The sequence below is a fragment of the Planctomyces sp. SH-PL62 genome (assembly GCF_001610895.1).
Classification (GTDB): Bacteria; Planctomycetota; Planctomycetia; order Isosphaerales; family Isosphaeraceae; genus Paludisphaera.
The window spans coordinates 4,262,035-4,281,196 of the sequence record NZ_CP011273.1; the positions used below are offsets into that span (position 1 = coordinate 4,262,035).

Consider the following 19,162-nt stretch of genomic DNA (forward strand, 5'->3'; position numbering starts at 1 on the left):
TCAAATGAGGATTTCCCTGACCACGCGCGCCGGTTCGACCCCCGTCAGACGGACGTCGAGTCCCTGGAACTTGTATGAGAGGCGCGCGTGGTCGATCCCGAAGAGCGCCAGGATCGTTGCGTGCAGGTCGCGGACATGGACCACGTTCTCGACGGCCTTGTAACCGAGTTCGTCGGTCGCACCGTAAGTTATCCCACCCTTGACTCCGCCTCCGGCCATCCAGAGGGAAAAACCGAGGATGTGGTGGTCGCGACCGGTCCCCTGCCCCATGGGAGTTCGACCGAACTCGCCGCCCCAAATCACCAGGGTGTCGTCGAGAAGTCCACGTTGCTCGAGGTCTTTAACCAGCGCGGCGCAGGGTTGATCGACGTCCCTGGCCGCGAGGGTCATCCCTCGCTGAATGTCGCCGTGGTGGTCCCAGGCGCGATGGTAGAGTTGGATCATCCGCACCCCGCGCTCGGCGAGTCGGCGTGCCATCAGGCAGTTCGAAGCGAAGCTTCCGTCACCCGGATTGGTCACACCGTACGAATCGAGCACGGAGCGCGGTTCGCTGGCGAAGTCGGTCAGCTCGGGGACGCTCGCCTGCATTCGAGAGGCAAGTTCATACTGGGCGATTCGCGTCTGGATCTCAGGATCGAGACGATCGCCGGCGAGGATCCCATTGAGGCGGTTGATCTCGGCGATCGTACCACGCTGTGTTTCCAGATCCACGCCGGGCGGATTGCTTATGTAATGGACCGCGTCCCCTTTGGACTGGAACTGGATGCCCTGAAACTTGCTGGGCAGGAATCCGGCCGACCACTGACGCGCCGAGACCGGCTGGAGACCCGTGGCCCCGGCCGACGTGAGCACGACGAAACCGGGTAGTTCGTCAGTCTCGGAGCCCAAGCCGTAGAGTAACCAGGATCCCATGCTGGGGCGGCCCTTGATGATGGAACCGCTGTTCATGAAGGCGTGAGCCGGATCGTGGTTGATCTGCTCGGTGGTCATCGAGCGGACGATGGCGATCTTATCCGCGATCGACGCGATGTTGGGGAAGAGGTCGGAGATCTCCTGACCGGACTCCCCGTGCTTCTGAAAACCACAGAATGGCCCACGTGCGATCAAGGTCTTGTTCTGGAGCTGCGCGAGTTGCTGCCCCCTGGTAAAGGACTCGGGGAACGGTCGACCGTCGAGTTCTTTGAGGCGAGGCTTGTAGTCCAAGCTCTCGAATTGCGACGGCCCGCCGGCCATGCAGAGGTGGATCACCCGTTTCGCCTTGATGGGCAGGTGCGCGGGACGAACGACGCCGCGCCAGCTAGCCTCGGACCGAGAAGCATCGCCTCCGGCGGCTCGCGCGGTGCTTCTGAAGAGCTTCGGGTCGAGGAGTCCTGCAAGGGCCAGCGACCCGAGGCCGTAAGCCGAATTTCGGAGGAAGACCCGCCGTTGCAGATTGGTGCGCCAGGCGTCGAGATCACTCGGTTGATTCATGATTCAATACCTGGTGATGGTTTCATGAAGGTTCAGCACGACGCGGCAGGTCGTCGCCCAGGCCGCGACTTCGGCCGGATCGACGTCCTTCGGCACCGGCGCCTGGCCGATCTTGAGGATCGCATCGGCTGCTTCGGGGTTCTGCCGATAGAACTCGCGGCGCTCGGCCAGAAAGGCGACGAGCGAAAGCCGCTCGGCCTCCTCGATCGGACGAGCCAGCACCTTGAGGAACAGCCTACCAAGGCGGTCCTCGTCCGTCATCGACGTCTGATTCTCCAGGAGGCCGGCGGCGAGTGAGCGGGCGGCCTCGACGAAGGTGGGATCGTTGAGGAGAGTGAGCGCCTGCTGGGGGGTGTTGGCGACGTTCCGCGCCGGCGTGCATTCCTCGCGGGCGGGCGCGTCGAAGTTCGCCAGCATCGGATGCAGAAACGTCCGTTGCCAGTGCGAATAGACGCCGCGGCGATACTGAAGCTCTCCATCGCTGGCGACGTAGGTTCGATCCGGAAACTGAAGATTGGCGTAATAGCCGGCCGGCTGGTACGGGAAAGAACTCGGGCCGCCGACGTCTAGACTCAAGAGGCCTGCAACGGCCAGCGCGTTGTCACGCACGAACTCGGCTTCAAGACGGCGAGGCGACAGGAAGCTCACCCAGCGATTTCCGGGGTCCAGTTCCTTCAGGTCGGGGCGGCCCCTAGAGTCCTGACGATACGCCGAGGAGGTCACGAGCAGTTTCACCATCCGTTTGACATCCCAGCCCGATTCGCGAAATTCGACAGCCAGCCAATCGAGCAGTTCGGGATGGACCGGCCACTCGCCCTGGCCGCCGACGTCCTCCATGACCTGACTGATCCCAACTCCGAAGACCTGCTTCCAGAGCCGGTTCATGAATACCCGCGCGGTCAGCGGATTCTCAGGCGAAGCGATCCAGTGGGCGAGATCGAGCCTGGTCAGTCGGCGATCCGCCGCGACGGACTCGTGCGGAAGAAACCTCGGAACCTCGGGCGCGACGATCTCCCCCGTGCGGTTCTGCCAGTCGCCCCGAGGCAGGACCCGGGTCTCGCTTGGAGTGGTCGCCTGTGTCACCATGCTGAATGCGCGGCCGTCGCGACAGGCGAATATCCCTCTGCCGAGTTCGCGCAGCTGTTGCCACACGCCTAGGTCGGCTGCCGTGCTCAGATGGAAAAGGCGACGGAGTCGATCATCCTGACCGGGCTCTCGAACGACGTCGGATGATGCGAAGGCCGCACGTTCTTCGGCGTCTGGGCCGCGGAGCAGATGCCCATCGTCCGGTAGTCCGAAGGGAGTCATTGAAACGCGCACGCAGCCGGCCTGCGGACTTTTGATCGCGACCTCAAGGGACTCGCCTTGCTGGAGCAGGACTGGCGGATCGAGACACCAGACCGCCGTATGCGTTTCCGTGGAGTGAGCACTCGAGGTTCGCCAGCCGGCGAGTACGCCCGGCACCTCGTCGCCGTTGAAGTATCTGGGCGACTTGAGGTCGGCGTCGGCCAGGTAGAACTTGAGCGGACTCCGTTCCTTGCCGTTTTGGGACTTCACAGAAGCGGACAAGGAGACGGTCGCGACCTCGGAGCCGTCGCGGGTGATCCGGCCGCGATGATCCTCATGTGGGAGTAACTCCACGCGGATTCGCGATATCCAGCCGACCGCACGATCGATCTTGAAGCGATGATCCGCTGCCTTGTTCGCCCTCGACGTGGGATCCGACTTGGCGACGGTCCTGACGAGTAGGCTCCCGTCGGGGAGGAGAGTCCCCGCTTCAGGGGAAGTGCTTTCAGAATCGAGCGGAACCCAGCCGGATGTTTCGGCTTCGAGAGTCGACCGAGCTTGATCGAACCAGGCGTCGAGCGCGACGGGATCGGCGTGTGCGGACGCGACCTGTCGGAGTTCATCCATGAGCCGGTCTCGCCGATCCTTGAGGTAACGGCTCTCGACTTCGATTTCGGGAGGGAACGGATGATCGTTGCTCCACCCCTTCAACTCAGGGTTGGGGGTGTAGTCATAGTCGTTGTAGACGCCCCACTGCTTCACGTCGGCGAAGAAGGCCGAAAGCGCGTAGAAGTCGCGCTGGGTGAAAGGGTCGAACTTATGATCATGACACTCGGCGCATCCGAGGGTCGATCCGAGGAACGTGAGGCCGACGGTCCGCACTCTGTCGGCGGCGTACTTCGCCAGGTACTCCTCGGGCTGGGCTCCGCCTTCCCGAGTCATCATGTTCAGGCGGTTGAATCCGGTCGCGACGAGCTGTTCGGGCGTGGGATCGGGTAGGAGATCGCCCGCGAGTTGCTCGGTCGCGAAGACGTCGAACGGCTTGTTGCGGTTGAAGGAATCGATGACGTAGTCGCGATAAGGGAAGACGCGCTGGCCCTGGTCTCCGTGATATCCGACGGTATCCGTGAACCGAGCGAGGTCCAGCCAGCCGACGGCCATGCGCTCGCCGTAGTGGGGAGAGTCGAGTAGGCGGTCGACGAGCCGTTCGTAGGCCCGTGGATCCGTATCGATCTGGAAGGCGCTCACCTCTTCGGAGGTGGGCGGAAGGCCGATCAGATCGAGCGAGAGCCTTCGAATGAGTCGATCCTTGGCCGCCTCCGGCGACGGTTCGATCCCTCTGGATTCGAGCGAAGAGAGCAAGAAGGCGTCGACGGGGTTGCGAACCCAGGCTTCGCGCCGGACTTCGGGAATCGACGGCCGCGTCGGGATGACGTAAGCCCAATGATCCTGATATTCGGCCCCCTGCGAGATCCACGCTTGGAGGGTCTTCTTTTGATCGTCGGAAAGCGACTTATGCGACGACCGGGGCGGCATGACGTCGTCGTCTTCGCTGAGGATGCGAAGCACGAGATCGCTGTCGTCCGGACTACCAGGTACGATCGCTCCGTGCTTGGTGGCCGTGGCGCGCTCGTCGAGTCGAAGCTTGGCCTTCCGCTGGCTCTTGTCCGGCCCGTGGCAGCTATAGCAATTCTCCGACAGGATCGGTCGGACGTCTCGATTGAATTCGATCCTGCCCGTGGGGTCGCGCGCGAAGGCCGCATCGCGGAGCCCAGGCGTAAGGAACAGGAAGAGCGCCGGGATTCCGACCAAGACACGATGATGCACGGCCGAGTCCTCCCGATCGATCGTCCTCGCCGAGATGGGATTCCTCGATGGGGAATCGAGGGCGTCCACCTTAAAACGTATCATGCCCATCATACCTGACACTGCACGGCGAGCCAGCCCCCGAACACAGGCGGGGACGATGGGCGGCTCCCCCAGGCCGCGCGGAGAGCCGTGCGACCTGAGGGGTTCGAGAGCCTCATGCACGGTTGGGCGTGAAGCTGAACGCCTTGCCGTCCCAGTCGATCTGGACGACGTCGGCAGGATTGACGCGCTGGTCGAGCAGAGCTTTTGCGAGAGGGTTGGCCAATCTTTGCTGGATCACGCGCTTCAGCGGTCGGGCGCCGTAGGTCGGGTCGAAGCCTTCCTCGACGAGCTGTTCTCGCGCCTTCTCCGTGATCCGGACGGAGAGGTTGGCCTCGGCGAGTTGCCGTTCCAGCCGTTTAAGCTGGATCCCGACGATCTGCCCCAACTCCTTCCGCCCGAGCGGGTGGAAGATGATGGTCTCGTCGATGCGATTGAGGAACTCGGGAAGGAATTCGCGTCGGAGCACCTCCTGGACCTGGTTCCGAATGGTGGATTCATCGGTCCCCTTCGCGGTGAGGTCGGCGATGATGTGGCTGCCGAGGTTGGAGGTCATGATGATGACCGTGTTGCGGAAATCCACCGTGCGACCCTGGCCGTCGGTCAGGCGGCCGTCATCGAGGACCTGAAGAAGGACGTTGAAGACGTCGCGGTGGGCCTTCTCGACCTCGTCCAGAAGCACCACCGAGTAGGGGCGTCGACGGACCGCTTCGGTAAGTCGTCCCCCTTCCTCGTAGCCGACATAGCCTGGAGGGGCCCCAATCAGGCGGGCGACGTTGTGACGCTCGCCGTACTCGCTCATGTCTAGACGGACCATCGCGGTTTCGCTGTCGAACAGAAACTCGGCGAGGGCCTTTGCCAACTCGGTCTTTCCGACGCCGGTGGGGCCGAGGAACAGGAACGAACCGATGGGACGGTTGGGATCCTGAAGCCCTGCGCGGCTGCGGCGGACGGCGTCGGCCACGGCGCGGACGGCGTCCTCCTGGTCGACCATCCTTAGATGGATCTGGTCTTCCAGCTTCAACAGCTTCTCGCGCTCGGTGGCGAGCATCCGGGAGACCGGCACTCCCGTCCACTGACTGACCACCTCGGCGATCTCCTCGGAGTCGACCTCGCGCTTGAGCAGACGCTGGCCCTTCTCCTTCGGTTGATCGTCGCCGGCCGTTTCGGACTCGGCGATCCGTTTCTCCAGAGCCTTCCGCTCCGAGTCGAGCGCGGCGAGCTTCTGGAACTGGGATTCGTCGGGTCGTTCGCCGTGCTGTTGCTTGTGGCGGATCTCGTCCCAGAGCCGACTGTAGTCGTTCTTGACCGATTCCAGGTGTTCGCGGACCTTCTGGACGTCGCCCAGGCCGGATTTCTCCATCTCCCATTGACGACGAAGATCCTGGAGCTGCTTTTCAACCTGCTCGATATCCGCCTCGACCTCTTCCAGCCTCTCGACTGCATGCTCCTCCTCCTCCTTTTGGAGCATACGCTGGGCGAGCTGGAGCTGAAGGAGCCGACGCTGGAGGACGTCGATCTCGGTGGGGACCGACTGCAGCTCCATCGAGAGGCGGCTGGCGGCCTCGTCCACGAGGTCGATCGCCTTGTCGGGCAGGAACCGGTCGGTGATGTATCGCGAGGCCAATTTGGCCGCCGAGACCAGCGCGGAGTCCTTAATCTTGACCTTGTGATGGACTTCGTAGCGTTCCTTGATGCCACGGAGGATGGCGATCGTATCGTCGATCGAGGGTTCGCCGACGAAGACCGGCTGGAACCGCCGCTCCAGGGCCGGGTCCTTCTCGATGTGCTCGCGGAACTCGTCGAGCGTCGTCGCGCCGATACAGCGAAGCTCGCCTCGGGCCAGGGCCGGCTTCAACAGGTTGGCAGCGTCCATCGCGCCATCCCCCTTGCCCGCTCCGACGACGAGGTGCAACTCGTCGATGAAAAGGATGATTCGGCCTTCGGACTCGGTGACCTCTTTGAGGACGGCCTTGAGCCGCTCCTCGAACTCGCCCCGATACTTGGCCCCGGCGACGAGGGCGCCCATGTCGAGCGCGATCAGCTTCCGGTTTTGCAGGCTGTCGGGGACATCTCCCGAGACGATTCGCTGGGCCAGTCCCTCGGCGATTGCGGTCTTGCCGACGCCGGGCTCGCCGATGAGGACGGGGTTGTTCTTGGTGCGTCGGCTGAGCACCTGGACGACGCGACGGATCTCAGCGTCACGGCCGATGACCGGGTCCATCTTCCCTTTGCGGGCGGCCTCCACGAGATCGCGGCCGTAACGCTCCAGGGCCTGGTACTTGTCGTCGGGGTTCTGGTCGGTCACCGTCTGCCCGCCCCGGACTTTCTGCAGGGCCTTGAGGATCTCAGGAGCGGTGACGCCCAGCGAGTCCAGCAAGGCCTGGGTCTTGCTCTTGACCTTGGTGAGGCCGAGTAAGAGGTGCTCGACCGAAACGTACTGATCTTTCATTCGGTCGGCCTCGGCCTGGGCGGAGTCGAGCACCGCCGCGAGGTCGGGACCGATGGAAACCTCACCGCCGGTGACGCGGGGCAGGACTTCGAGGCCCTGCTGGGCGGCCTTGAGCACCTGGGCTGGGCTGACGCCGAGCTGAGTGAATAGGGCCCGTACAACCTGCTGATCGGGGCCGAGCAGAGCGGCGAGGAGGTGCATGGGCTCCAGCCGCTGATGGCTGCGCTCGCCGGCGAGTGTCTGGGCGCCCTGGAGCGCCTCCTGGCTCTTGAGAGTGAGCTTGTCGAATCGGAAGGCCATGGGTCGTGTCCGCCTTTCGGAATTCGCCTCGGCCCGGAGCCCTCCAGGGGCCCGGGGCCGTCGCGGGCGGTCGCGTTGCGACACTTATCTCTTCTGCAAGAATTTACGTGCGAATTCGACACCTGGTTCGTGGGAGTTTGAAGGGCGGTTCGTCGCGTTCCGCGCGTGAAAACGGGACGAGGTCCACGAAGTCTTCGGGGCCTCGTCCCGCGATCGGGTCGCTCGGATATCGGGGCCGTGCGAGTTACTTCTTCTCTTCGAATTCGACGTCGATCACGTCGTCCGGCTTGGAACCGGACCCGCCGGCGGCCTCGGCGGTCGCACCGTCGGGCGAGGCCCCGGCACCCGCTCCCGGACCTCCCGCTCCTGCTCCCGCGGCAGCGTAGAGATGTTCGGACATGGCCTGAGCGGCACGGGAGAGTTCGTCCACCGCTCGGTTGACGGCGGCGGCGTCCTCGCCCTTAGTGGCCTCGTTGACCTTGTCGATGGCCGCGCGGAGGGCCGACTGGTCGGCCTCGCCGAGCTTATCCTTGTTCTCTTCGAGCAACTTCTCGATCTGGTAGACCCGTTGCTCGGCAGCGTTCTTGGCCTCGACCAACTCGCGGCGCTTCTTGTCCTCGGCCGCGTGCGACTCGGCGTCGCGGTTCATCCGCTCGATCTCGTCCTTGCTCAGGCCGCCGGAGGATTCGATCCGGATCGTATGCTCCTTGCCGGTCGCCTTGTCGCGGGCGGTGACGTTGAGCAAGCCGTTAGCGTCGATGTTGAAGGTCACCTCGATCTGAGGTACGCCCATCCTGGCGGGCGGAATCCCTTCCAGGTTGAACTCGCCGAGCGCCCGATTGTCCTGGGCCATCGGCCGTTCGCCCTGGAACACCTTGATGGTCACGGCCGACTGGTTGTCCTCGGCGGTCGTGAAGGTCTCCTTCTTCTCGGTCGGGATCGTCGTGTTTCGCGGGACCAGGACGGTCATGACGCCCCCCTTGGTCTCCAGGCCGAGCGACAGCGGGGTGACGTCGAGGAGGAGCACTTCCTTGACTTCGCCGGTAAGCACCGCGCCCTGGATGGCCGCGCCGACGGCGACGACCTCGTCCGGGTTGACCCCCTTGTGCGGGTCCTTGCCGAAGATGTCCTTGACGATCTGCTGGACGCGCGGCATGCGGGTCGAGCCGCCCACCATCACGACCTCGTCGATCTGCCCCGGCTTGAGCTTGGCGTCGTCGAGCGCCTTGAGGACGGGTCCGCGGCAGCGTTCGAAGAGGCTGTCGGTCAGCTTCTCGAATTGGGCGCGGGTGATTGTCATCGTCAGGTGCTTGGGGCCCGATGCGTCGGCCGTGATGAACGGCAGGTTGATGTCGGCCTGCGCCTGGAACGAGAGGTCTTTCTTGGCCTTCTCGGCGGCTTCCTTGAGGCGCTGGAGCGCCATCGCATCCTTACGGAGGTCGATGGATTGCTCCTTCTTGAACTCGTCGGCGATGTGGTTGATGAGCGCCTGGTCCCAGTCGTCCCCGCCCAGGTGGGTGTCGCCGTTGGTGGAGAGGACCTCGAAGACGCCGTCGGCCACGTCGAGGATCGAGATGTCGAAGGTGCCGCCGCCGAGGTCGAAGACCGCGATCTTCTCGTTCTTCTTCTTGTCGAGCCCGTACGCGAGGGCCCCGGCCGTCGGCTCGTTGATGATCCGCGCGACTTCCAGGCCGGCGATCTGGCCGGCGTCCTTGGTCGCTTGACGCTGGCTGTCGTTGAAGTACGCCGGGACCGTGATGACCGCCTTACGCACCTTGTGGCCAAGGTAGCTCTCGGCGGCCTCCTTCAGCTTGCGGAGGATCAGGGCCGAGATCTCGGGAGGCGTGTAGTCCTTGTTGTTGACGTGGACCTTCACGTAATCGGACGAAGCCCCGACGATCTTGTAGGGGATCATCGTCTCCTCGGATCCGACCTCCTCGTGGCGGCGGCCCATGAACCGCTTGATCGAGTAGATCGTCCCGCCCGGGTTGGTGATGGCTTGCCGCTTGGCCGGGTCGCCGACGAGGATCTCCCCCTTCGACGAGAAGGCCACGACCGAGGGAGTCAGCCGGCTTCCTTCCTGGTTGGGAATGACGGTGACGTCGCCCCCTTCCATGACCGCAACCACGCTGTTGGTCGTCCCCAGGTCGATGCCGATGATCTTCTCACCTTCCGCCACGTCCCATCTCCTTTATCTCACGCTGAGCGGTGACGAGGAAACCCGCGAGTCACATCGACCCGCGAAGCGATCAGACCGGGAACGACGCTGGCGTTCCGAATCGGATTCGCCGGCCTTTGGCCGTTCGTCCGGGGGTACACCGACTCTCAAATCATGCCTTAAAGTATCCGCAACCATTGTGCCAGACCGGATTCAACTCGATGGGTTTTTAGTAAGTTGTTGTGGGGCATTGATTTAAAATGAGATTCAGGATGCAGGTTGGAATCCGAATCTGGATGACTGGCTGCCGAATTGGCATGGCCTGGAAGGAATTGGATTTTGGCTGCCGTTTTGGCGGAGCACTTGGGACGTGCGTCTCCTAGATCGTTACAGCGGGCTTCTGGACACGCTTGATCTTAGCCCTTCGGAATGCGGGCGAGAATCCACAGCCGAGGCCCTGGGAAATAGCTTGACACGTCTTCGCTTTTCTTTTAATACCTTGTGACGAAGAACCTTGCGTCTAACGCCATGCTTTGCCCAAGATCCAGTAGCAACCTCGACGCGACGCAGAAGGATGCCTGGCGACGGACACATGAGTCCTAAGTCCCCGGATCGATCGTCTCCCTCAGAGTCTACCGATGGCCCGCAAGTCCTCATCGCCCGTCCGTTCCACCGCCTCGTCGACCGGCACGGCGGCCGAGCCCGCGGACGTGAAGAAAGCCCCGTCTCTGTCCTCGCTGCGAAGCGAGATCGACCGCCTCGACAAGGATTTGGTCACGATCCTGAATCGCCGAGCGGAGATCGCCGTCCAGATCGGTAAGGTCAAGAGCTCGAATGGCCTTGAGGTTTTCTCGGCCGCTCGGGAGGAAGAAGTTCTGGCCAAGGTTCTGGGGGCCAGCCAGGGGCCCCTTCCCCAGGACACTCTCCGTTTGATTTTCCGCGAGCTGATGAGTGGGACGCGCGCCTTGCAGCGGACGCTGCGGGTCGCCTGCCTGGGGCCGAAATACAGCTACAGCCATCTCGCCTCCGTCGCCAAGTTCGGCGAGGCCGTCGAACATGTTCCCGTGGGCTCGATCGCCGCCGTTTTCGAGGAGGTCAACCGACGGCATGTCCAGTTCGGCATCGTGCCGCTCGAGAACTCGACGGACGGCCGGATCGCCGACACCCTGGATATGTTCACCAAGCTGCCCAATCTTAAGATCCGGGCCGAGGTGCGTTTGCGAATCCACCACTGCCTGCTCGGTCGGTGCGAGTGGAGCCAGATGAGGCGAGTGTATTCGAAATCCCAGGCGCTCTCGCAGTGCCGGAACTGGCTTGGGAAGAACCTGCCGCAGGCCGCCAAGATCGAGGTCGTTTCCACGGCCGCCGCTGCGGAACTCGCCCAGCGTGAGGAATTCGCGGGGGCTGTGGCGAGCAAGCCCGCCGGCCAGGCTTATCGGCTCAACGTGCTCGCCGAGAATATTGAAGACCAGGCGAACAACGTGACGCGATTCGCAGTGATCGCGGAGACCGCCGAGGCTCGTACCGGCCGAGATAAGACGACCTTGATGGCCCGGATTCCGAACGATCCCGGCTCGCTCGTCAAAACCATCGCCCCGCTGGAGAAGCTGGGCGTCAATATGACCTGGATCGAATCGTTCCCCATCGCCGCCGCCGCCGGCGACAAGAACCCGTCCTATCTTTTCTTTCTCGACATCGAGGGACACTCCGAGGACGTCCTGGTGCAGAAGGCGATCGACACCATCCGTCGTCGTTGCGAGCGACTCGATGTCCTCGGCTCGTATCCTCGCAGCGAGATCGTCGAAAGCTGAGCTTCGCAGCTCTCGTCAGGATTGCCGCCGACGACGTTTCGGCGGTATTCTGACGCGTGAAAGTGCGGCTGGACACGACTTGCGAAAGGATCGGTCGGATGGGTGACCTGGCTTGCGTCAATGGGGAATTGATGGCGCCCGAACAGGCGACCGTCCCGATCTATGATCGCGGCTTTCTGTTCGGAGATTCGGTGTACGAGGTCTGCCGAATCTACCGGGGCCGTTGTTGGCTGGAAGCCGACCACCTGCTGAGACTCAAGCGGAGCCTGAAGGAACTGGATTTCCCCCCCTACGACCTCGACCAACTCGTGGCGCGCATCTATCGCACGATCCGGGCGAGCTTCGTCAAGGAGGGCCTGGTCTACGTCCAGGTCACTCGCGGCGTCGCACGCCGGACCCACGCATTCCCGAACCCGCCCGTCCCGCCGACCGAGGTCATCATCGTCATGCCCTTCGACGACGGTCCCTCCGCCGCTCTCCGAAAGACGGGGGTCCCGGTCGTCAGCCGTCCCGATCTCCGCTGGAAGCGCTGCGATATCAAGACGACAAATCTGCTTGGGAACGTCCTCGCCAACAATTCGGCGCATCGCGAAGGGGCGTATGAAGCCGTGTTGGTCGACCATGAAGGCCATGTCACCGAGGCCACCCACACCTCGCTCCTTTGGTGCCGGGAAGGACGCATCGAGGCGACGCCGGAAGGTCATGAGATCCTCATCGGCATGACCCGTCACCTGACGGAGCGTCTGGCCGCCAAGATCGGCATCCCTTTCGTCGAATCTCGCGTGACGCTCGCTGAACTCCAGGCGGCCGACGAGGCGATTCTCGTAGGGACCTCGACCGAGATCATGCCCATCGCCACGATCGACGGCAAGCCCATCGGATCCGGAAAGCCGGGTCCGATCACGGCGAAGCTCCAGGCGGCTTACAAAGAAGAGCTCGAGTCCTGGCTCGACGAGGCGGCTTCCTTCGAGACGAAGAAAGCCTCGGCGAAGCTCTCATGACGACCGCCGAGCCGTTCGACGCAAACGATCCCTTCGAGTTGCATTTCCACCGCGAGCCGATACTCGACTCCGGTGTGAGTCTGCTCGTGCTTCGAAGCGATGCCGAGGCGGATCTCGATCCTGCGGTATGGAACGCCAGCGTCGAATGGTTGCGGTCTCAGGAGCGGTCCCTAGAGATCGTCGTAAAACTCGTCGATGGTTCTGATCCCCGCCTCTGCGAGTTGATCACGAGCTTCCTGGACGACGCATCGCAGCCCACCATCGCGATCTGCAAGGCGGCCGAGCCGCCGAGCCGTGAGCAATGGGAGCCATTGTTGAAGGCCCTCGACCTGGCCGACCATGTCCTCGGCAACCGGCCGGCGGCGATGTCAGCCGCCATCGGTCGTCGTCTGGCTCGCGTCGTCCGCCGCGTCGTCCTGGGCGTCCCCCTGACCGATGTTTATTCGCCCTTGAGCCTGCACAGGGCGGAGAAGCTTCGAGAAATCCCGATGCAGTCGGGCTCGTCGTTCATCGATGTCGAGATCCTGGCCAAGGCAACGTTCCTGGGACATATCCTGGAAGAACCGTGCATCCTCCCGATGCGGGGGACGACCTGGCGGCGAGGCTGGCTTCGAGACCTGGGCACCGTCTTCAAGCGACCCGCATTCCGCCGCCCTCACGAATATTCCGTCGATTCACGACCACTTGAACATTCGCAACGCCAGCCAGAAAGTCCCGACGGCCCAGGCGGCGAGGATCGCCAGGGCGCGTGCGACCTCGAATCGCCCCAGGCCGGCCCCCTCCAGGATGACCAGACGAAGGCCGCCGACCAATTGGGTGAGCGGTAGAGTCTGGATGAGCGGCTGGACGACGGCGGGGAACCGATCCGAGGAGAAGAAGACCCCGGAAAGGAGCCACATCGGCATCATGACGAGGTTCATGAGCCCACTGACGGTCTCCGTCGTGGCGGCCCGGCTGGCGATCAAGAGTCCGAGTCCGGCGAACGCCAGCGCTCCGACGACGTCCAGCAGAACAATCAGCGCAAGGCTACCCCGGATAGGCATCTGGAACACGACGACGCCCAGTAAGAGGAGAACTCCGAGGTCCGGCAGTAGGAAGGTGAGTCGCGATGCGAGGATGGCTCCGAGGAAGTCGCGACGTGGCATGGGGGTGGCGACGTAGCACTTCAGCAGCTTCGCAATTCGAAGGTTGACCAGGAAAAAGCCGACACCCCACAGCCCGCCTCCCATCGCATTCAGCCCGATCAGGCCGGGGATGAGAAAGTCGATGTAGCGGGAGCCGGGCTCCGTCACCAACTCGTCCCTCGTCGCGATCGGATCGACCCGACCGGCGGCTTTCTGAATCACATCGTCGACGGTTTGTCGCGCGGCGGCGGCCTCCGGTCGAGTCGGATCGAAGCGATAGGAGACACTTCCCTCTTCCCCCGGCGAGACCACGATCGGCGTCCGCCCCGTCCTCAGTCGGGCTAGAGCCTCGGGCTCGGGATAGACCTTGAGGACCACCCTGGGTGCTGAGACGAAATCGGTCCAATTCCCGGCCGAATTGTGCGCGGCGACGGCGGCCTCGACTTTTGCGAGCCCCCGCCCCGCGACGACGTCCACCTCCACGGGAGCAGGCGGTCGGCTCTGAAAAGCAAAGCCCAACACGATTGCCAGAAGCATCGGGAAGCCGTAGACCCAGAAGATCCGCGCAGGCTGTCGGATGAACTCGCGAAGGCGGGCGAGATAGAGCTGGAAGAAGGGCGAGTTGCGAAGCATGCACGATCCTTAATGCGACTCGACGAAGCTCCGGGTCCGATTGATCGGCGGGTTCACCGGGAGGTGCGAGAGCGACGCCTGCCGCGTCGTCCGCTTCGAGATTCTGCGCCCGGTTCCGCCACCTCGTCGTCGCGGAGGTGGCGCCCGGTCAGGGCGACGAAGACGTCTTCAAGACTGACATGGCGGGTCGTGAGGCGGGCGAGTCGTCGGCCGTTCGTCGCCAGTGCCCCGAGAAGGGCCGGGATGGCTCGGTGCGGCTCGCCGACCGTCAGAGAATAGCCGTCCGCCTCGGCGCGCGCCGCGCGCACGGAGTCGAGAGCGGAGAAAGGGTCGAGATCGAGCGAATCTCCCTCATCGACGGCGAACTCCACGACGTGCTCGCCGCCGAGCCTGGCGATCAACTCGGCAGGCGAGCCGATCGCGATGATCCGCCCCTGGTCGATCACGGCCACTCGATCGCAGAGACGTTCGGCCTCATCCATGTAATGGGTGGTAAGCAGGACGGTGCGGCCACGACCTCGAAGGTCGAGGATCACGTCCCAGAGTTGTCGACGAGACTGCGGATCCAGGCCCGTCGTCGGTTCGTCCAGGAAGAGGATTTCGGGGTCTCCGATCAGCCCGACCGCGACCGCAAGGCGCTGCTGCTGCCCGCCCGAGAGCTGTTCCACCAGTGAGTTGGCCTTGGTTTCGAGCGACACTCTCGCGATGGCCTCGTCGACCGTCAGTCCCTGGCGATAGAAGCTGCGAAAGACGGTCAAAAGTTCCCGGACGGTCTCCTTCTCGGGGAATCGCGTCTCCTGTAGCGTGACTCCGATCCGTTCACGTATGTCAGAGGGATCATGATCCCAGCGCCGGCCGAGAATCTCCACGTCGCCGGAGGTCGGCCGATTCAGACCCTCGAGAATCTCGACGGTCGTGGTCTTGCCGGCTCCGTTAGGCCCGAGGAGGCCGAAGCACTCGCCCTGACCGATCTCCAGGTCGATGCCGGCGACGGCGTCGACGGGGCCGTCGCGGCCTGGATACTGCTTGCGCAAGTCCTTGACGCGAATTGCCGGCACCGTCGTCACGCAGTCGTCCTCCAGAGACGCGGCACGATTCCTACTCGCATCGGCGAAACCCGGTGCGCGTCAGATCCCGAAGCCGTCCTGTAGCATCGTATTTCGCGGAACCACGACGACACCGTCACGAATGACGTGCGTGTCGCATTCCTCCGAGTCGACGATTCCTGTTTCGTTGAGCACCTTGACGTTGCGGCCGATTCGCGAATTCTTGTCGACGATCGCTCGCTCAACGACGGCACCGGCGCCGACGCCGAGGTTGACCAGCCCCTCGCCTTGATTCCGACGGACGTCGGCGGGCTGTTCATACCAGTCAGCCCCCATCAGGTAAGAGTCGCGAATGGTCACGTTGTCGCCGATGATCGATCGGACGCCGATCACGGAATTCTCGATCACCGAGCCTCGACCGATCACGCAGCCGTCGCAGATCAAGCTGTTCCTGATCGTGGAACCGAGAATCCGCGAACTCGGAAGGTATCGGGGCCTCGTGAAGATCGGCTGCTCGCCGAGCGTGAAATCGAACGGGGGATGGTCCAGGGTAAGGTCGACGTTAGCCTGGTGGAAGGCGCCGACGGTGCCGATGTCTTCCCAGTATCCGTCGAACAGGTGCGCCTGCACGCGCTGCTGGCTGATCGTCTGGGGGAGCAGTTCGTGGCCGAAGTCGGTCGCGGTGCTGGTGGCGAGCAGGTCCACGAGCGTCTTGGTGTTGAAGACGTAGATCCCCATGCTGGCGAGATAAGGACGACCATGGGCCTTGAGGCCCAGCTTCTCAAGCCAGTTGGGGTCGGTGCGGACCCGATTGAGCTTCTCCTGCGTCTTCGGCTTCTCTTCGAAGTCGATGACCCGGCCGTCGGCCTGGATCCGCATGATTCCGCAGGAGCGAGCTTCCGACTCGGGCACCGGCAACGCGGCGATCGTCACGACGGCCTTGTTGTCGATGTGGGTCTTGATCATCTCCTGGAAATTCATCCGGTAGAGCTGATCGCCCGAGAGAATCAGGACCAGGTCATAGTCCTTGTCGGTGAAGTAAGGGATGTTCCGACGCACAGCGTCGGCGGTACCCTGATACCACGACTCGTTCTGCATCGTCTGCTGGGCGGCCAGGATTTCGACGAAGCCTCCCTCGAACGGGTCGAACTTGTAGGTGTTGTAGATGTGCCGGTGGAGGCTCACGGAGTTGAACTGGGTGACGACGAAAATGCGGTGCAGCCCGGAGTGAATGCAGTTCGACACGGGGATGTCGATAAGACGGTACTTCCCGGCGATCGGCACCGCGGGCTTGCTCCGCGACTTGGTCAGCGGGTAGAGGCGAGTGCCCCTCCCCCCTCCCAAGATCAACGAGATGACCCGAGGCATGATACCCTCCTTCAAGGGCGAGGCGGGTCGTCGCTCGGGGCGACGGCCGCGGATGCGGATTGTGGCTTGTTGACGGCTTCGACTCTTCGTCCGGACCCTCGGCAGACACAAGTCTCGTGCCAAAGGAGGGTGGTGGCGTACGGCCCGATCTGCCCGTCCCCACGTCCGTGACGAAAGGATGCCGGTCGGATCGATTCCCTTGGCTCATTCGACGCATCCGCGGCTTCAGTCCATGGCCCGGCCGGACCTCCGCGCGATCACCATCCGCGCGACATGTTCGATTCAACCACCTTCCGGGCCTGTTCCAGGTCCGACCCGGTCTTGTGCATGTAGAGGCGCACGGCGTGAAGCTTGTCGCCCGCCGCATTCGCCAGGCACTCGCGGGCCGTCGAGCACGGGTCCACATCGGCCTGGAGGCCCAGGAGATTCTTGGAAATCACCCAGGCGTCGCGCGGGCGTTGCGAGACGCGAAGGATCTCCTCCGTCGGGTAGTTCGTCTGGGCGAACGTCCGGGCTGAGGCTTCGCTCTCGGCGAATGCGATCATGATATGCGACGTCGTCTCGACCTCGAAGAGAGGCATGACTCGAATCCCCTTCGCACGAGAAATTGAGGAAGGATCCATGGCGGGCTCGCGTCGCTCCCGCCGCGATCTCTTGTCATCTTCAGTCGATCGTACTCCCCCCGTCGACCCCGGTCAAAGGGGCTGACCGTTCCACGTCGAGACCCGGTGAGTAGAAGCGGGCTGACCGTCACGTCCCCGGTTTCAGGTATATCGAGCCAGGCCTCCCGCCAGGCTCCGACCAACACTCCGGCGGGGTCCGTTGGAACGAAACCGTGAGCGTCCGAGGTGGATCTCTGATCGGTCGAAGTTCCGATGCTCGACGATTCGGAGCGATTGCGAGGTCTTTAACGATCTGGATCGATGGGCCGTTTCCTCAACTCCGTGATCTCCATCTGAAACGCCGCGCTTCGATGGATTCCGCCTGGAGAGGAGGGTGCTCGATCAGCTTCGTTATCGTCATTTACGCAATCCACAAGTCAAGATGATAGTTCTTTGGAATGTGAATGGAATCAGGAATGCTCCCGCTCCCCCGGGATGGCATCTGAAATGAAGAACTCGCCTTGCTTTCACGAGCACCGGATCCTTAAGCTTGGGTGTCTCGAATTGTTCCCGAACTGAGACCCGGTATGCGCACCATCCTCCACTTCCTTCATCGCCCTCTGGTTGCCCTCGTGGCGATCCTCGCCGCGTCGTCGGTGGGCGAGGTCTCGGCCTGCACGGCGATGAAGCAGCCTGGGGGGGTATTCGAAGCGGTCTGCTGCTGTCGTTCGACCGGGGCTGAGGAGTCTCGATCGTCGTCGGGCGTATCCCATCAGCCCGCGATCTTACCGCTGGCAGCGACATCCTGCGATGCGGTCCTAGGCGGCGATTGCGCCTGCCGGTCGCAGGAACCGGTCGTCCCTGAGCCGACACCGGCCAGGAGTGCCGTGGAAAGCCGCCCCGAGTTGACTCGGTGTTCGGCTTTCGCTCTGCCGAGCGATGCTCACGCCCCCCGCACCACGTCCGCCTTTGCGTCACTCGCGAATGCCGGACCGCCGAAGACGCCGGTCTATCTCCGCAACGAACGCCTCCTGTTTTAACGCCTCCCCCTCTCGCAGCCTCTCAGCTCCGTTGAGCGCCTGGTGTTCGCGCCTCCGACTCGGCCGGGTCGAGCCGTCGAAGCCGTACTTTCACCGGGATTGTGAGTTCCGCACCAGGGATGAGGATGACGGTCCGCGCCTTGCGGGTCGTCTTCCCCCTCCCTGGAAACGGGGAGCGGGGGCGGTCCGCACAGGGTGGACCGCTACCAACAGCGTTAAGTAATGGAGATGTGAAAATGAATCGTCGTGGACTGATGGGCGCGTTCCTCGCGCTGAGCGTGGCTGCTTTCGCCGGTTTCTCTGCCCATGCGTCGGATTCGAAGGCCGAATGCGCCTGCTGCAAGCCAGCCTGCCTCTGCCCGGTTTGCGCCTGCGACGCGAACGTCAAGGCTGGTGAGCCTTGCGACTGCTGCTGCCAGGCCACCTGCTGCGCGGACGAGAAGGCTGGCAAGTAATTCGGGCACGACCGCCCCACGGTGTCAGCGGGGGGCGGCCGGAGTCTTGCCCGAAGGATAAGACGTGACCTCGCCGGGAGCGGCCCGTAGAAAGCGGGACCGCTCCCTCTCGATTCTACCGTTTCGAGCGATCGGATGTCATGCACCATTGAGTCGTTCTCGGGTCGCGTCCGACATCAGGCCATGCCTGTGGAACACGTTCATCAAGACATATCCCGCGACGACGACCCGAAAGCCTGCGGATGCTGCGGCAAAGATTCCTTTGATCGCTGCTGAATGCCGATGGCCGAGCGCTGCACGAGGGATGCCGAGACTCGGCGCCCGTCCGACGACTGCTCTGGTTTTGCAAGTACGAGGTGGCTCGATACGATACCGGCACCTGCGTGTGCTTGGCGGTCAAGAATGGTGTCGAGCAACCCCCCTCTCGCTCAAATCGGTGCCTGTCGCGCAAAGGAGGGCGAGTTCTGGCGACCGGGTCGCCGGAGTGCATCAAAGATGCTGAAACAA

10 protein-coding genes are annotated in these 19,162 nt (G+C 63.3%); 2 read left to right on the plus strand and 8 right to left on the minus strand.

Annotated features, from left to right (window positions below; all coding sequences use genetic code 11):
- From VT85_RS16545 to dnaK, 4 genes are all read right to left on the minus strand, one after another.
- Positions 1-1,470: a DUF1501 domain-containing protein gene (locus tag VT85_RS16545; RefSeq protein WP_068417628.1), complete on the minus strand. Its 1,470-nt coding sequence runs from the start codon at positions 1,468-1,470 to the stop codon at positions 1-3.
- Between the two features lie 3 nt (positions 1,471-1,473).
- A complete protein-coding gene (locus tag VT85_RS16550) occupies positions 1,474-4,569 on the minus strand; it encodes a PSD1 and planctomycete cytochrome C domain-containing protein (protein ID WP_197490806.1) in 3,096 nt (1,031 codons plus the stop codon).
- 211 nt (positions 4,570-4,780) lie between these two features.
- Entirely contained in the window at positions 4,781-7,417 is a 2,637-nt protein-coding gene (gene clpB, locus VT85_RS16555; RefSeq protein WP_068417634.1) for an ATP-dependent chaperone ClpB, read from the minus strand.
- 244 nt (positions 7,418-7,661) lie between these two features.
- Positions 7,662-9,596 (minus strand): molecular chaperone DnaK, encoded by a 1,935-nt coding sequence (gene dnaK, locus VT85_RS16560; RefSeq protein WP_068417637.1) that lies wholly within the window; start codon positions 9,594-9,596, stop codon positions 7,662-7,664.
- A gap of 617 nt (positions 9,597-10,213) precedes the next feature.
- Between dnaK and pheA the strand changes: the two genes are divergently transcribed.
- Both pheA and VT85_RS16570 read left to right on the plus strand, forming a co-directional pair.
- The gene (gene pheA / locus VT85_RS16565) at positions 10,214-11,386 is read left to right on the plus strand and encodes a prephenate dehydratase (RefSeq protein ID WP_068417641.1); all 1,173 of its coding nucleotides are present in this window, start codon (positions 10,214-10,216) and stop codon (positions 11,384-11,386) included.
- A 98-nt stretch (positions 11,387-11,484) separates the two neighbouring features.
- Entirely contained in the window at positions 11,485-12,387 is a 903-nt protein-coding gene (locus tag VT85_RS16570; protein WP_068417644.1) for a D-amino acid aminotransferase, read from the plus strand.
- A gap of 674 nt (positions 12,388-13,061) precedes the next feature.
- On the opposite strand, the gene VT85_RS16575 is transcribed toward VT85_RS16570, so the two are convergent.
- The 4 genes from VT85_RS16575 to VT85_RS16590 all read right to left on the minus strand — a co-directional run bounded on the left by VT85_RS16575 (position 13,062) and on the right by VT85_RS16590 (position 17,139).
- On the minus strand, positions 13,062-14,144 hold the full coding sequence (locus VT85_RS16575) for an ABC transporter permease (RefSeq protein ID WP_068417647.1): 1,083 nt from the start codon (positions 14,142-14,144) through the stop codon (positions 13,062-13,064).
- A 53-nt stretch (positions 14,145-14,197) separates the two neighbouring features.
- Positions 14,198-15,211 (minus strand): ABC transporter ATP-binding protein, encoded by a 1,014-nt coding sequence (locus VT85_RS16580; RefSeq protein WP_068417650.1) that lies wholly within the window; start codon positions 15,209-15,211, stop codon positions 14,198-14,200.
- A 60-nt stretch (positions 15,212-15,271) separates the two neighbouring features.
- Positions 15,272-16,558, minus strand: a complete 1,287-nt coding sequence (locus tag VT85_RS16585; RefSeq protein ID WP_068417653.1) for a glucose-1-phosphate adenylyltransferase — start codon at positions 16,556-16,558, stop codon at positions 15,272-15,274.
- A 257-nt stretch (positions 16,559-16,815) separates the two neighbouring features.
- A complete protein-coding gene (locus VT85_RS16590; RefSeq protein ID WP_068417656.1) occupies positions 16,816-17,139 on the minus strand; it encodes a DUF6793 family protein in 324 nt (107 codons plus the stop codon).
- Positions 17,140-19,162 lie beyond the last annotated feature (2,023 nt).